Annotated in this window: 11 protein-coding genes; 7 read left to right on the top strand and 4 right to left on the bottom strand. The window is 53.9% G+C overall.

Going from position 1 to position 14,501, the window contains the following annotated elements; all coding sequences use genetic code 11:
- The first annotated feature begins 104 nt into the window (after nt 1-104).
- The 7 genes from F7231_RS22320 to F7231_RS22350 all read left to right on the top strand — a co-directional run bounded on the left by F7231_RS22320 (nt 105) and on the right by F7231_RS22350 (nt 11,777).
- Nucleotides 105-2,477: a GH92 family glycosyl hydrolase gene (locus F7231_RS22320; RefSeq protein WP_166693610.1), complete on the top strand. Its 2,373-nt coding sequence runs from the start codon at nt 105-107 to the stop codon at nt 2,475-2,477.
- A 272-nt stretch (nt 2,478-2,749) separates the two neighbouring features.
- The gene (locus F7231_RS22325) at nt 2,750-3,778 is read left to right on the top strand and encodes a family 43 glycosylhydrolase (RefSeq protein WP_166693611.1); all 1,029 of its coding nucleotides are present in this window, start codon (nt 2,750-2,752) and stop codon (nt 3,776-3,778) included.
- Complete coding sequence (locus F7231_RS22330; protein WP_166693612.1) at nt 3,775-6,042, top strand: DUF7133 domain-containing protein; 2,268 nt, start codon at nt 3,775-3,777, stop codon at nt 6,040-6,042. Before F7231_RS22325 ends, F7231_RS22330 begins: the two co-directional genes overlap by 4 nt.
- A 199-nt stretch (nt 6,043-6,241) precedes the next feature.
- Entirely contained in the window at nt 6,242-7,066 is an 825-nt protein-coding gene (locus tag F7231_RS22335; protein ID WP_166693613.1) for a ceramidase domain-containing protein, read from the top strand.
- 18 nt (nt 7,067-7,084) lie between these two features.
- Nucleotides 7,085-9,391, top strand: a complete 2,307-nt coding sequence (locus F7231_RS22340; RefSeq protein ID WP_166693614.1) for a DUF7133 domain-containing protein — start codon at nt 7,085-7,087, stop codon at nt 9,389-9,391.
- A 59-nt stretch (nt 9,392-9,450) separates the two neighbouring features.
- Nucleotides 9,451-10,770: a Gfo/Idh/MocA family protein gene (locus F7231_RS22345; RefSeq protein WP_166693615.1), complete on the top strand. Its 1,320-nt coding sequence runs from the start codon at nt 9,451-9,453 to the stop codon at nt 10,768-10,770.
- Between the two features lie 161 nt (nt 10,771-10,931).
- Nucleotides 10,932-11,777 carry an alpha/beta hydrolase gene (locus tag F7231_RS22350; RefSeq protein ID WP_166693616.1) on the top strand — a complete coding sequence of 282 codons (846 nt, stop codon included), beginning with the start codon at nt 10,932-10,934 and terminating at the stop codon, nt 11,775-11,777.
- 73 nt (nt 11,778-11,850) lie between these two features.
- On the opposite strand, the gene F7231_RS22355 is transcribed toward F7231_RS22350, so the two are convergent.
- The 4 genes from F7231_RS22355 to F7231_RS22370 all read right to left on the bottom strand — a co-directional run bounded on the left by F7231_RS22355 (nt 11,851) and on the right by F7231_RS22370 (nt 14,467).
- Nucleotides 11,851-12,483, bottom strand: a complete 633-nt coding sequence (locus F7231_RS22355) for an NAD(P)H-dependent oxidoreductase (RefSeq protein ID WP_166693617.1) — start codon at nt 12,481-12,483, stop codon at nt 11,851-11,853.
- Between the two features lie 23 nt (nt 12,484-12,506).
- Nucleotides 12,507-13,211: a DsbA family oxidoreductase gene (locus F7231_RS22360; RefSeq protein ID WP_166693618.1), complete on the bottom strand. Its 705-nt coding sequence runs from the start codon at nt 13,209-13,211 to the stop codon at nt 12,507-12,509.
- 13 nt (nt 13,212-13,224) lie between these two features.
- Nucleotides 13,225-13,758, bottom strand: coding sequence for a YceI family protein (locus F7231_RS22365; protein WP_166693619.1), 534 nt, complete (start codon nt 13,756-13,758; stop codon nt 13,225-13,227).
- A gap of 112 nt (nt 13,759-13,870) precedes the next feature.
- Nucleotides 13,871-14,467 carry a TetR/AcrR family transcriptional regulator gene (locus tag F7231_RS22370; RefSeq protein ID WP_085414248.1) on the bottom strand — a complete coding sequence of 199 codons (597 nt, stop codon included), beginning with the start codon at nt 14,465-14,467 and terminating at the stop codon, nt 13,871-13,873.
- Nucleotides 14,468-14,501 lie beyond the last annotated feature (34 nt).

Below are 14,501 nucleotides of genomic sequence, written 5' to 3' on the forward strand. Positions count from 1 at the left end.
CTTTGTCGACGCCAGACATCCCGTACCAAACCTAAACGAAACCAGGTCTCATGCCGGGGCGACTGAATGTAGAGTGAAGTTGAGAACCGTCAAAAACAGGATATATGAAATCAGGTAGAGCGCTGTTTATTACCAGGGCTAAGCGGATCTGTTTCTTACTTGCGCTGGTCTTCACAGTGGGGCTATGCCATGGCGTACTGGCCCAAAAACAACCTGTCGATCTGGTCAATCCGCTGGTTGATGCGGCCAATTCGCGCTGGTTCTTTTTCAATTCGGCCTCGCGTCCCTTCGGCATGGTCAACCTCAGCCCCGACAACGGCATCAATGCCGACTGGGGCGCGGGCTACCGCTACCATCAGGACAGCATCAAGTGCTTTAGTCATGTGCATTGCTGGCAATTGTCGGGCGTGCCGGTCATGCCCACAACCGGTACGTTTAAAGGGCATCTGGGCGCGGAGCAGTACGGCTCTCGTTTCTCGCACGCCACCGAAGTCGTGAAGGCAGGCTATCATAAAGTAGTACTGGACGCATACGACATCACCGCTGAACTGACCTCGACTACGCGCGTTGGTTTCCACAAATACACGTACCCAGCCTCCGATCAGAGCCATATCCTGTTCGATTTCTCCACCTTTCTCGGTCCGTCGGATACGCAAAAGGGCTACGTTAAAAAGGTCAGTAACCAGGAGATCGAAGGCTACGCGATCATGGCACCTACCACTCGACGACCCAAAGTGCTGCCCGTTTATTTCGTAGCTGTCTTCGACAAGCCGTTTGATTCGTTCCGGGGCTGGCGAAACGGAACGCTGGAAACCACCGATGGCGTCATCGAAGGGGCACGCGTAGGTATGTACCTGAGCTTCAAGACCAAAGCGGGGGAGGTGCGGAAGATGAAAGTGGCCATTTCGTACGTCAGCGAAGCGCAGGCCCGCATCAACCTCAACGCCGAACTACCACACTGGGATTTCGACAAAACCGTACAGGATAGCCGCACTGACTGGAATAACTGGCTGAGCCGAATTCAGGTGGAAGGCGGTTCCGATACGGTCCGAAGTCGCTTTTACACCGACCTCTGGCATGCCTTGCAGGGCCGGCGCATTATCTCGGATGTGAATGGCAAGTACTCGGACATGACTGGTCCTGAACGCCGGATCAAACAGATTCCGCTCGATGCCAGCGGTAAACCGAAGTTCAATCACCACAACTCCGACTCGTTCTGGGGGGCGCAGTGGACGCTCAACACGCTCTGGCATCTGGTGTACCCGGAGGTGACCGAATCGTTTGTCAACTCGATGGTAATGATGTACCAGGATGGCGGGCTCATTCCCCGAGGACCGGCGGGTGGCAATTATACCTACGTGATGACCGGTGCCGCCACCACGCCCTTCATTGTAAGTGCGTACCTGAAGGGCATTCGGGGCTTCGATATTGAAAAAGCCTACGAAGGCCTGCGCAAGAACCATTTTCCCGGCGGCATGATGAGCAAGGCTGGCTATGAGCATACTACGGCTAAGGGTGGCGGAGTCGAGTACTATATCGAGCGGGGGTACGTACCCCATCCGCTGACCAACGTTCGCTATGGCTTCCATCAGGACGGCTCTACGCAAACGCTGGAATACGCCTATCAGGATTATACCCTGGCGCAACTGGCCAAAAAGCTGGGTAAGCTGGACGACTACGCGCTGTTTATGAAGCGGTCGGAAAACTACAAAAACATCTGGAATCCTGCGCTGGGCTGGATGTGGAACCGCACCCTCGACGGCAAATGGGCCGAACCCGTAGATATTCTGCGCTACGACAACGGGTGGGAAGAGGGCAACGCAGCCCAGTTTACCTGGTTTGTGCCACACGATGTGCCGGGTCTGATCAAGCTTATGGGTGGCAACGAGGCGTTTACCACCAAACTGAACAGTTCGTTTGAAAAGGCGCAACGGCACGATTTCGTATCTGGCAAATCGCACGACAAGGAGACGCTGGAAGAGAACCGGCGGGTCTTTATTAATTACGGTAATCAGCCCAGCATTCAAACGGCGCACCTGTTCAACTACGCGGGTGCTCCCTGGCTAACTCAGTACTGGACGAGGCAGGTAGTTGAAAAGGTGTACAGTGGCCTCTCGCCCGACTATGGTTACAGTGGCGACGAAGATCAGGGGCTGATGGGTAGTCTGGCGGTATTGCTCAAGACGGGCCTCTTCTCGACCAACGGCGGCACCTCGCCCGAGCCGTATTATGAGTTGAGCAGCCCTATCTTCAACAAGATCACATTCAAGCTGAACCCGACGTATTACAAAGGCAAGCAGTTTGTGATCGAGGCCGCCAACAACGCATCGGGTAACGTCTATATCCAATCGGCCACCCTGAACGGTAAAGCACACAACAGTCCCTGGCTTACACACGAAACAATGGTAAACGGGGGCACCCTTCGGCTTCAGATGGGTGATGCCCCGAATAAGTCCTGGGGCAGTAAAGTTGAGTAGGATCGGCGTTTCCAGGTACGTTGCTCTAGGCTCCGCAGTAACGTACCTGGCGTACTCCTCTGTAACCATACAGCTACTCGTCAGTACGCACAGCTGGACGGGCCAGACAGTAACGGGACTAATCAGTAAATGCCGGATGCAAACTGGGTCCAGGCAGCAGGATTTAGGCATATTTACGGGTTCATTCGAAACTGATAGCTGTGTTCATGGCGTTGTCTTGCTGATGCCGACAGATGCGCCAAAACGATTTCATTCCTCAGTGAAAAAAACGCATGTTGACAAAAACCGAACGTCGTACCAGTAAATTAGTCATCCTGCGGCTGGCGCTTTTCCTGCTCCTGGTTTCAATGACCACAACCGGGTGGGCTCAACAGCCAGCCATGTACTACGGTGACACTGATGTTCCGGCCCGACCCTATGCGAAAGATCCGTATGTGGTTTTTTTTCAGGGTACGTACTGGATGTATTACTCGGTGCCAAGTGAGCAGTTTAAAGAATGGTACATTGGCATTGCCACAAGCAGTGACCTGGTTCACTGGGTTAAGAAAGGGAACCTGAAAGGCCAAAAAGGTACCGTTGAGGAAAAAGGAATCTGCGCCCCGGGGGCTTTGGTAAAAGACGGGACGCTGCACCTTTTTTATCAGACCTACGGAAACGGTAAACTGGATGCGATCTGCCACGCTACGTCTACTAATGGAATCGATTTTGACCGGGACGCAACAAACCCAATTTTTAGACCGAAGGTGAGCGACTGGAGCTGTGGGCGCGCAATCGACGCCGAAGTGATCGCCTACAAAACCAATTATTTCCTGTATTACGCCACCCGCGACCCCGACTATAAGATACAGCAACAGGGGGTGGCTGTGGCGCCAATTACAACCAACTTTGACCGCGCCAGTTGGACTGAACTGCCCGATATGCCCCTGCTGAAACCTGAGTTAGCCTGGGAGAAAAAATGTATTGAAGCGGCCTCCTGTATTCGGAAAGGAAAGTACCTGTATATGTTTTATGCGGGTGCCTACAACAACGAACCGCAGCAGATAGGCGTTGCCCGTAGTCGGGATGGGGTGCATTGGAAGCGGCTATCCGACACCCCTTTTCTGACCAACGGAGAGGCTGGTTCCTGGAATCAGAGTGAAAGCGGGCATCCCAATATTTTTAAAGACCAGAACGGACACTATCACCTGTTTTTCCAGGGTAATAATGACAGAGGAAAGACATGGTATTTGTCGAAAGTTGACATTGGCTGGACTCGTAAAGGTCCTTACGTGAAAAAGAATAAAAGCAGTCGTACAGAATGAAGAGTTTACCCGTCAGCATAAAGACTATTAACCATAAGGTTGCCGTTGCCTCGCTCGTGGTCCTCTCGATCGTGGCCGTGGGATTTCAACGAATCACCAGTAGTACGCCCACTTTTTCGCTCGATGACTACAGGGTCGCTGATGACTTCACGTTGAGCCTGATTACCGCCGAGCCTTATCTGAAGGCACCCGTGAGCCTGGATTTTGATAATAAAGGCCGCATGTGGGTCGTCGAAATGGTTGGCTATATGCCCAATCTGGAGGGTATCGGCGAGGAGGAACCCAACGGCCGGATCTCCATTCTCGAAGACAGGAACAAAGATGGCGTCACCGACCATAGCACGGTTTTTCTAGACAAGCTGGTGCTGCCCAGAGCGCTGGCCCATGTCTATGGCGGACTGCTCTACGTCGATGGCCCCAAATTGTGGTTTGTTGAGGTAAAAAACGATAAGCCCGGCAAAAAAACGCTCGTTGATCCGCTCTATGCCGAAGGAGGCAACGTAGAACATTCATCAAACGGGTTGATGATGAACATCGACAACTGGATTTACAACGCCAACTATAACTTCCGCTATCAGCTCCGCAACGGCAAGTGGATCAAAGAAGCCACAACCAGCCGGGGCCAATGGGGCATCACCAAAGACAATTTTGGGCGGCTGTATTACAACAATAATTCTACCAACCTACAGGGCGACTATGTGTTGCCCAACAAAGTGATCCGCAACCGGTACTTCAAACCGGTTGTCGCCGAGCATCAACGTCTGGCCAGCAACCGGGTATATCCTGCACACCCAACCTCGGTCAATCGGGGGTACCAACCCGGTGTACTCGATGAAAAAGGCTTGCTCAAAGAAGTGACGGCCGCCTGCGGTCCGCTGGTGTACCGGGGGGGCGCATTCCCCGAAGCGTATACCCAGAATGCATTCGTCTGCGTGCCCGAAGCCAACCTGATCAAGCGGAATATTCTCGATTTTAAAACGCTGCAAACCAAGGCAAGTCAGGCGGTTGACGGAAAAGAGTTTATCGAGTCGACGGACGAAGGGTTTCGGCCGGTCAACCTGTTCAACGGGCCAGACGGGGCCATTTACGTAGTGGACATGCACCGGGGTATCATCCAGCATAAGGCTTATATTTCGCAGTACCTCACCGAGCAACTGGCCGGTAAGAAGCTCGATACATTGCAGAATGCAGGTCGTATCCTGAAGATTACCAGCAAAGAGGGCGCACTAAACCCGTTGCCTGAACTGTCGAAGGCGTCGTCGACCCAGTTGGTTTCCTTGCTGAGTCACCCGAACGGCTGGCTACGCGACCGTGCCCAGCAACTGTTGATTCAACGCAACGATCCGGCGGTGATTAAGCCCTTACTGGCGCTGACCAGAAGTAACAACGAACTGGCAACGGCTATTCATGCCCTTTACGTGCTGGAAGGCATGAACGCGCTCACGTTCGCTTCCCTGCGCGACCTGGTAAAAAAGACCCAACAGCCCGAAACGATTGCCCATGCCGTTGGCCTGCTGGAACGGTATGCCGCCAGGGAGCGAGTGGCCGAGATGAAAGCCGTTTGCACGCAGTTGCTGGCCCGGAACAACGAGACGGTCGACCTGTACCTGGCGATGGCGCTTAACGGCTGGCTCACCGTGTCGGAGGCTGCGTTTTTGCCCGTACTGGCTGCCATTGACACGAAATATGCCGATCAGCGCGTCTATCAGGAAGCACTGACAAGCGGGCTTTCGGGCAAAGAAGGTCGCTACCTGGCTGCAATGACACCGAGCGATTTGCTGAAAAAGAACTTGACGCTGGTCCTCAGCAACCGGCAGAAAAATGAGCTAAATTCCATCTTTGTCGTCCAGAAAAACGAGGTCGACGAGCGGACAAAAGGCCTGAGACTGTTTCGGACTATTTGCGCTACCTGCCACGGCCCCGACGGAAAAGGTATTCAGGATCTGGCCCCGCCACTCAAAGGCTCCGACTACATCGACGGCTCCATGAGGCGACTGGCGGCCATTATTCTGCACGGTGTAAGCGGACCGATTCATGTGGATGGAAAACTGTATCAGCTGACCAACGAGATGCCTGCCCTCATCAACAACAAGGACATCAGTGATCAGGATATTGTCGACATTATACGCTTTACCCAAAATGCATTCGCCAAGCAGGGGAAAAGTATTTCAACAGAGGATGTCAGGCAAATGCGAGCCAGAAAACCGGCTGGTAGCGGCGTACTAACCGAAAAACAATTGCTCGAAGACAATTTCGATAAGTAATACCGCCAGCGTAGCCAAAGACCACATGAACGTGCCAGCCAACCGGACAAACCAGTCTGGCGGGCTGCGATGAATCGCCCTTGTGGTAGTGCTTAAAATTGGTTGTCGTATGTCGCCGATACGTAACGCTGCTGCCGCCTGAACGTACCCGAAAAAGTAGGCTCAACTGATTGTCGTACCATTTACTCGCCAACTAAGTATGGAAAAATCAGTTGTGGTCAGGCTCAGTAGCCAGGCCGCCGCCGTCACCCTCGGCATGCTGGCGATCTGGTTTGGGCTCGATTCATTCGTTAACGGCTCCGTCTGGGAAGGAATGGTCATCAGCAAGTCGGCGCTGGTCGTGGAATACTGTGAATTCAACAACGTAGCCCGCTTTTTTCACCAGCGGATGAATACGTACTCGAACCTGTCGTACTTTTTCTTTGGCGTGCTGATTCTGCTGATCGCCCGGTATGACCAAACCCATCAATCAGCTATAAAACGACAAAACCGCCTGGAAGCCTTTCCGGCTCTGTCGGCGCTGATGGGTCTTTGCTTTATCTATCTCAGTTTTGGCAGTGCCTTTTTTCACGCGTCGCTTACCTACGTGGGGCAGCGGGTCGACATGAACGGTACCTACAGCATCACGCTGGTATTGGTGACGATCGCGCTCTACCACGTACTGCACAAACTCCGACTGACACCCCTGGCCAAACTGAGTTGGGTGGTGTCGTTGGTAGTCCTGATTGGCCTGTTTCTAAAAATCGCCCTGTTGGTCTCGAGTGCCGTGTTGCTGCCCTCGCTCATTCTGGCGCTGCTGCTCCTGATCGCCGTTAACTATGTTCAGTTCAGGCGAAAGCGGTCTGGAGTAGTAGCTGTAGCAAGTCTTGTTCTTATGGTCGTAGCGGTTAAGTTCCGAACACTCGACGTCCAGAAAATCGGCTGTGATCCCCATTCGCTGATGCAGGGACACTCGATCTGGCATCTGCTCACGGCGCTCAGCAGCGTTTGTAGTTACTCGTTCTTCCGGTTTGCTAAACAATAGCCTAACGCATAGCGTACAATGAAACGTAACCAATTGATTGCGGGCACCCTTGCTCTGTCTTGTTTTGTCTATGCGTGTAAGGTTCAGATGGCGACCAGCACACCTGCCAGCAACTCAGCGCCCGCCCCTGCTGCCGTCGTCGCTACGGCAGCGCCAGCGGCCGAAAGTACCGACACGCCCCCCTTAGCTCCGTTCGCGATCAACCCGCTTACGCCCGAGCAAAGCCAGAACGCGTTTGTGCTTCAGCCCGGTTATCACATGGAACTGGTGGCGAGCGAACCCATGATTACCGAACCCGTGGCCCTGGCCTGGGACGGTGACGCCCGCCTGTATGTAGCCCAGATGGAAACCTACACGCAGGATGCCGACGGCACCGGTACCAAAGACAAGAAGAGCCGCGTGATGCTGTTGGAAGACACCAACAACGACGGTAAAATGGACAAAAGCACGGTGTTCATTAAAGACCTGATGCTACCACGCATGCTCCTCTGCGTGAACCACGAACTGCTGGTCAACGAAACCGACACCTACGATATTCATAGCTACAAAGACACCAACGGCGATGGGGTGGCCGACGAAAAAAGAGCGGTCTATGAAATTGGAAAAGTGGCGCCGGGCAACCTGGAGCACCAGCGCAGTGGTCTGGTCTGGAACCTCGACAATTACATCTACCAAACCGTTGACCCGATCCGGTTCAGGTACGTTGGCGGCAAGTTGACACCCGATTCGCTGCATAGCGGCTCAAACGGGCAGTGGGGCCTGACGCACGATAATTACGGTCGGTTATTCTACAGCCGGGGGGGGGGCGAAAATGCCGGCTCGGGTTTTCAGATCAACCCGAAATATGGCGCGTTGGAATTTGCCGATGCCTATAATGAAGAGACGTTCAGCCCGGTTTGGTCGCGCATTTCCAACCCCGAAGTGCAGGGCGGCCCGGCCCGTTTACGCCCCGACAGTACGCTGAATCACTTCACGTCGGGTAACGGCCAGTCTATATTCCGGGGCGATCGCCTACCCGCCGATCTGGTGGGCGATTACCTGATCAATGAGCCGGTTGCGCGCATTGTCCGCCGGGCAAAAGTTGTGAACCGGGACGGGAAGACGTACCTGGAGAACGTCTACAACCGGAAGGAATTCATCGCCAGCACCGACTTCTTTTTCCGCCCTGTAAACACCTATACCGGTCCCGACGGTCTGTTGTACATTATCGACATGAACCGCGGCGTGATTCAGGAGTCAAACTGGACCAAGAAGGGAACCTTCCTACGGGGTAAAATCGATCAGTACGGCCTAGACAAAGTGAATCAGCGCGGCCGTATCTGGCGCTTGGTGCACGATAGCTACAAGCCCGGCCCCAAGCCGAAGATGCTCAATGTGCCGGCGGCCAGTCTGGTGAAGCACCTGGACCATGCTAACGGCTGGTGGCGCGATAACGCCCAGAAACAGCTTATTCTGCTGGGCGATAAATCGGTCATTCCGGCCCTGAAAGCCATGGCCACCGGTCAGCAACAGGCATCAGCCCTGGGTCGTCTGCACGCCCTCTGGACACTCGAAGGGTTGGAAGCGATTGATAAAGACCTGCTGACTGCCACCTTGACCGATGCCGACGCGCAGGTTAGACGTGCATCTGTCTGGATCAGCGAACGCTACCTTAAGCAAAACGATACCGACATGATTGCCCGGGTAGGTAAGCTGGCTGGCGACGAAAATTATGATGTGAAAACGCAGTTGGTGCTGTCATTGGGTGCCAATAGATCCGAAAGTGCCCGGCAGATTGTGCAACAAATTCTGACACAGCATCCCTCCAATCAAATGCTGGCCCGCGCCAAAAACAGCATCGATCGAAACGAAGACGCCAAGGTGTACGGCATGAAACTAGGCGGCTTCACGGCAGCAGAGCGTAAGCTCATTGTAAGCGGCGGTGAGATTTATAAAGGTATGTGCTCGCCCTGCCACGGTGGCGATGGCAATGGCCTGCCCACCAACGCTGCCCCGGCCCTGCGGGGAGCTAAACACCTGAACCATGATCGTGACTTCGCCATCCGGATTTTGCTGCATGGCCTGAAAGGACCGATTGAGGGTAAGACGTACCCAAGCGAGATGGCGTCGATGAAAGACAACACCGACGAATGGCTGGCTTCGGTGGTCAGCTATATCCGCTACGAGTTCGTAGGTACGTCCTCACGGGCCATCAAAGGTCGCCAATCGGCCGTAGTGCAGCCGGAGGATATCAAAAAAGTGCGGGAAGCCTATGCCGCTGCGCGCGATCCCTGGACAATTGATGAGTTAGAAAAAGCGCTGCTGCCCGTTTCGGCATCGAAGTAGCGGCTAAGGCTACTACCCCCACCGTAAAGCACCCACTACATTCCTTAACCACTAGTGTCATGAGCGAGAAACAAGGTGTATCCCGGCGCGATTTTGTTGGCAAGACGGCTGCTGCTGTGGCCAGTTTCGTTATTGTGCCCCGATTTGTGCTGGGCGGAAAACGGCCCGATGGCAGCAGATACCTGGCACCGAGTGATGTCATTTCGCTGGGCTTCATCGGGACCGGCAAACAGGGTAAAGGGCTGGGTACGTCGTTCCTGAACACCAACGAAGCTCGGATTGTGGCCATCAGCGAAGTATACAAAGACAAAGCGGGTGCCTTTTTAGATCGGGTAAAAGGGCATTACGAAAAAAATACCCAGCTGGGAGCCTATACCGACATTCCGGTCTATACTGATTTTCGGCAGCTTCTAGCCCGGAAAGACATCGACGCCGTTGTCATTGCTACGCCCGATCACTGGCATGCCGCCATGGCCGTTCGGGCGGCTGAAGCCGGGAAAGATATTTACTGCGAGAAACCCTTGTCCCTCACCGTGAAAGAGGGCCGGGCGATGGTCGATGCGGCCCGGAAATACAAGCGGGTGTTCCAGACGGGTAGTATGCAGCGGTCGTGGCCTGAGTTTCGGCAAACGGCAGAGCTGATTCGGAATGGCTATATCGGTGAGGTGAAATCGATCAAAGTAAACGTTGGCCCTCCGCCGACGCCCTATAACCTGCCCGGCGAAGTAGTGCCGGAAGGGCTGGACTGGGATCGCTGGCTGGGACCCAATGCACCGGTGGTGTTCAACTCCGAACTCGCTCCGCCACTTTCTAAAGACGTGTTCCCAAACTGGCGCAATTACCGGGAGTTTGGCGGGGGCATGGTGACTGACTGGGGTGCACACATGTTCGACATCGTGCAGTGGTCGCTCAATATGGATGACAGCGGCCCGGTTGAGGTGATCGCACCTGATGGCAAGGAACACCCGTTTCTGACGTATAAGTATGCCAATGGCGTTACGATGACCCACGAGAAATGGGACTGGAGCAACGCGATTCACTTCATCGGTACCGAGGGCGAGATCAAAGTGCAACGGCGGAAAATCGAGACCACGCCGGTGTCACTCGCCACGAAGGTGATTGGTGAAACGGAAAAGCAGGTGTACAGGAGCGACAATCATTACAAGGATTTTCTGGACGCAATGCGTAACCGGAGCAAACCGATTTGTGATGTCGAAATTGGCCACCGTACCGCTTCTGTCTGTAACATCGGCAACATCGCCTACCAGCTGAAACGACCGCTGCAATGGAATCCGAAGAAGGAGCAGTTCAAAAACGACGCCGAAGCCAACGCCCTGCTAGGTCGACCCATGACCAACGAATGGGGCATCAGGCTGTAAGGGTATCAAGTGAGCGTATGCAATGGACTTAGAATTGCTACGCCCATCGGGTTGATTCACCTGAGCTGACTGTACTTACCTGGCAGCGTAATGCGTAGCTTTTGCCATCCGACGGCTTATTGTCGGTGGAAACTGCTTACTGTCTATTCTTAAGTGAACAAATGATCCACATTTCTGTACTGAATACCCTTCGCGTAGTAGCGGTGGGGCTTTTACTCGTGTGCAGCCTGTCGGGGCTGGCCGCCAGGGTTGACACCGTAGCTACCGTCAGCCCGTCCATGAAGAAAACGATCAAGGCGGTAGTCATTACGCCGGATTCGTACGTTGATGGGAAGGAGTTGCCTGTGCTGTATTTGCTGCACGGATACGGCGGTGACTACAGCGACTGGGTGAAAAAAGTGGCTGGCCTCGGTAAAGCCGCCGATACCTACCAGATGATCGTTGTTTGCCCGGACGGTAATATCGGGAGCTGGTATTTTGACAGTCCGGCCGATCCTGCTTTCCGTTACGAAACCTACGTAGCCGACGAACTGGTCAATTGGGTGGATTCGCATTACAAGACAATCAAAAACCGGGCGGGGCGTGCCATTACGGGCCTGAGCATGGGCGGACACGGGGCGTTGTACCTGTCCCTGCGGCACCAGACCGTTTTTGGCGCGGCAGGCAGCATGAGCGGCGGCGTTGACATTCGGCCGTTTCCAAATAACTGGGCCATCGCCAAACGGCTGGGTACGTACAGTGAGTTTCCCGAGCGCTGGGAGCAGAACACGGTCATCAACATGCTGCACCTGCTCGCACCGGGCGCCTTGTCGTTGATTATCGACTGCGGTACCGACGATTTCTTTTTCCGGGTCAACAACAACCTGCACGAAAAACTACTGGAGCGAAACATCGCTCACGATTACATTACCCGGCCGGGTGCCCACAATTGGGCGTACTGGAACAACGCGGTGATCTATCAGATGCTGTTTATGCGCAACTACTTCGACAGGCAGGTGATAAAGTAATCGGGTAGTTACGCCGTATCCTGGCGATACGGCGTAACTACCCGATTACTTTATCCTGAATACTACCCCCTTATTACGCCAGTTCGATAAACAGGTCTTTGCGGGGGCGACGAACCTTGACGGCCTTCGACAGGAAATCTTTTTCGGCATCTCTGTAGCCTAGTGCCAGTATCAATACGCTTTGCAACCCCTTGGCGGGCAGGTCGAGCAACTCGTCGAGCACGGCGGCGTTGAACCCTTCCATAGGCGTAGCGTCGACCTGCTCGGTTGCGGCGGCGATCAGGCTTGACCCCAGTGCGATGTACGCCTGACGAGCCGCCCAGGCAGCCCGTTCGTCAACCGATTTACTTAACAGCCCCGCTTTAATGGCGTCAGAAAACGGCGATAGTGATTCGACCGTTACGCCACGCGTTTCGGCGATCAATTGAATATAACGGGCAATCTGTGACTCATCCAGGTTAGTCCACGAGGCGAAAACCAGCAGGTGTGAACCCTCTACAATTTGGGGTTGCGGGCAGGCTAGTTCGTGAATTTTACCTTTCAGTTCGGGATTGTCGATGACCAGCACGGTGTACGGCTGAATGCCAACCGACGAAGCCGACAAGCGAATTGATTCAAGAATTGTCTCTAGTTTGTCGGCAGGTACAGGCTTGCCGTTCATTTTTTTGGCAGCGTACCGCCAGTTCATTGCTTCCAGTAATTCCATGGTTGTAGTTGGTAACGTGGTAATTAACAGATTTCGCCTGGTGTGCAGGCGGGGCCGTCGGTGGGGGAGGCGGCAGCGCCGGGGTTGGCTTTCTCCCAGTCGCTCCAAGCCGTGTTGAGTGCATTCAGGAACGTGTCGGGTTGTTGTGCACCCGATACCGCATACCGGCGATCGAGCACGAAGAACGGTACGCCACGTGCGCCTACCTGCTGGGCTTCATAGATGTCGCGGGAAACGGCCTCAGCAAACTGATTGCTCGTCAGCATTTCCTGCACAGTTGTGGCGTCGAGCCCGATTTCGGTGCCTAGTTCCAGTAGGGTAGCATGATCTGACGTGTCGCGGCCCTGCGTGAAATAGGCGAGGAACAGGCGTTCTTCGGCGGCATCGCCCAGGCCATGCTGCTTTGCTAGCTGAATCAGCCGGTGTGCGTCCCACGAGTTGGCCACAACGGCTTTGTCGAAGTCGTACGATAAACCAACCTCGCGGGCCATCGCCGTTACGCGGTCATTCATTTGTTTGGCTTCGTCCAGGCTCCAGCCTTTAATCTCGGCCAGGTACTGATTGATGTTTTTGCCCGGCTCAGTCTTCATGTCCGGGTTCAGCTGAAAGCTTTTCCAGACCACGTTCACCTGGTCTTTATGGGGAAACTCGCGCAGGGCGTGCTCAAATTTCCGCTTACCGATGTAGCAGAAAGGGCACATCACATCACTCCAGATTTCAACGTCCATGGGTCGGTACAACTTAAGCGGCTTGTGCCAACTGAATGTTGGCGATTAGTTTAATGTCTTCGCCGAGGGCCAGTCCCCCGGTTTCGGTCAATGCGTTGTAGGTGAGGCCAAACTCCTTGCGGTTGATCTTGCCGGTCACTTCAAAGCCCAGTTTCTGGTTGCCATAGGCATCTTTGGCCGTTCCGCCATATTCCGCCTTCAGAGTAACAGGCTTGGTCACGCCCTTCATGGTCAACTCACCCACGAGCGTGTATTCGTCATCGTCGATCTTCCTGAATGAGGTTGACTTGAACGCGATCTTCGGGAACGTCTCGGCCTCGAAAAACTCCGCCGATTTCAGGTGGGTGTCCCGCATCTCCTGATTGGTGTCGATGCTGTTGACGTCGAGTTCAAAATGAACTTCAGCTCCGTCGAAGTCATCGTGCTCGGTGGTGGCCCCACCGCCAAACTGCCGGAACGTACCCGTAACGGTCGAAATAACCAGGTGCTTGATCTTGAACTGAACTTCTGAGTGCATGGGGTCTACGACCCATTTTGTTGCTGCCATGTCGGTAGATTGAAAAGAAATAGTAGTTGAAAAAAAATGTACGTAAGTGCGTGAATGGTGGTTTATGTACAGTGCTATAAAATATAACACTGTTAGGATTAAGGCAAAAAAATTAGCCGTCCAGGGCTTTTATGTAGCCACTGATGGCATCCTTCAACACCAGCTGACTCCAGGGATTTGGCTTTCGGTCCATCATCTGAATCGAAACCAGCCCGTGCAAAATCGACCAGTAGGTGTGGTACTTTAGAAACGCATCGACCTGTGGCTGTTTGCTCTTGTCGATAGCCTGCTGAATAACGGAAATGATAGTGTCTGAAAACGCCTTCATTTCCGTCACCTGGTTCACCATCTCGCAGGCCGGTATACCCAGCCCGAACATAAGCTGGTAATACTCTTTATGCGCAAAGGCAAAATTCCAGTAGCTCTGGGCAATGGCCTCCAGTTGTTTACTCGCCTCTTGCCGACTGTCACGCTCCTGGTTGATGGCCTCCGTCAACAGGCGGAACCCCTCTCGGGTGAATTCCAGCAGGATGGCGTCTTTATTTTCAAAGTGCGTGTAAATCACCGGAACGCTATACTCAATGGCGTCGGCGATTTTCCGGATAGACAGCGACTGCCAGCCTTCTTCCAGAACCAGCTGCCAGGCTGCCTGTAAAATGCTGGTTCTCACTTCTTCTTTCTGCCGTAATCGACGCTCGAGGATACCCATTTGCGGTGGTGTTAGCTTCTATAACAGTGTTAAC

The organism is Fibrivirga algicola, assembly GCF_011742925.1.
GTDB classification, from domain to species: domain Bacteria; phylum Bacteroidota; class Bacteroidia; order Cytophagales; family Spirosomataceae; genus Fibrella; species Fibrella algicola.

Excerpts from the sequence above, each read along its gene's own strand:
- F7231_RS22370 (WP_085414248.1), bottom strand. The coding sequence starts at position 14,467 with ATGGGTATCCTCGAGCGTCGATTACGGCAGAAAGAAGAAGTGAGAACC.
- F7231_RS22355 (WP_166693617.1), bottom strand. The coding sequence starts at position 12,483 with ATGGAATTACTGGAAGCAATGAACTGGCGGTACGCTGCCAAAAAAATG.
- F7231_RS22360 (WP_166693618.1), bottom strand. The coding sequence starts at position 13,211 with ATGGACGTTGAAATCTGGAGTGATGTGATGTGCCCTTTCTGCTACATC.
- F7231_RS22365 (WP_166693619.1), bottom strand. The coding sequence starts at position 13,758 with ATGGCAGCAACAAAATGGGTCGTAGACCCCATGCACTCAGAAGTTCAG.
- F7231_RS22330 (WP_166693612.1), top strand. The coding sequence starts at position 3,775 with ATGAAGAGTTTACCCGTCAGCATAAAGACTATTAACCATAAGGTTGCC.
- F7231_RS22320 (WP_166693610.1), top strand. The coding sequence starts at position 105 with ATGAAATCAGGTAGAGCGCTGTTTATTACCAGGGCTAAGCGGATCTGT.
- F7231_RS22345 (WP_166693615.1), top strand. The coding sequence starts at position 9,451 with ATGAGCGAGAAACAAGGTGTATCCCGGCGCGATTTTGTTGGCAAGACG.
- F7231_RS22335 (WP_166693613.1), top strand. The coding sequence starts at position 6,242 with ATGGAAAAATCAGTTGTGGTCAGGCTCAGTAGCCAGGCCGCCGCCGTC.
- F7231_RS22325 (WP_166693611.1), top strand. The coding sequence starts at position 2,750 with ATGTTGACAAAAACCGAACGTCGTACCAGTAAATTAGTCATCCTGCGG.
- F7231_RS22340 (WP_166693614.1), top strand. The coding sequence starts at position 7,085 with ATGAAACGTAACCAATTGATTGCGGGCACCCTTGCTCTGTCTTGTTTT.
- F7231_RS22350 (WP_166693616.1), top strand. The coding sequence starts at position 10,932 with ATGATCCACATTTCTGTACTGAATACCCTTCGCGTAGTAGCGGTGGGG.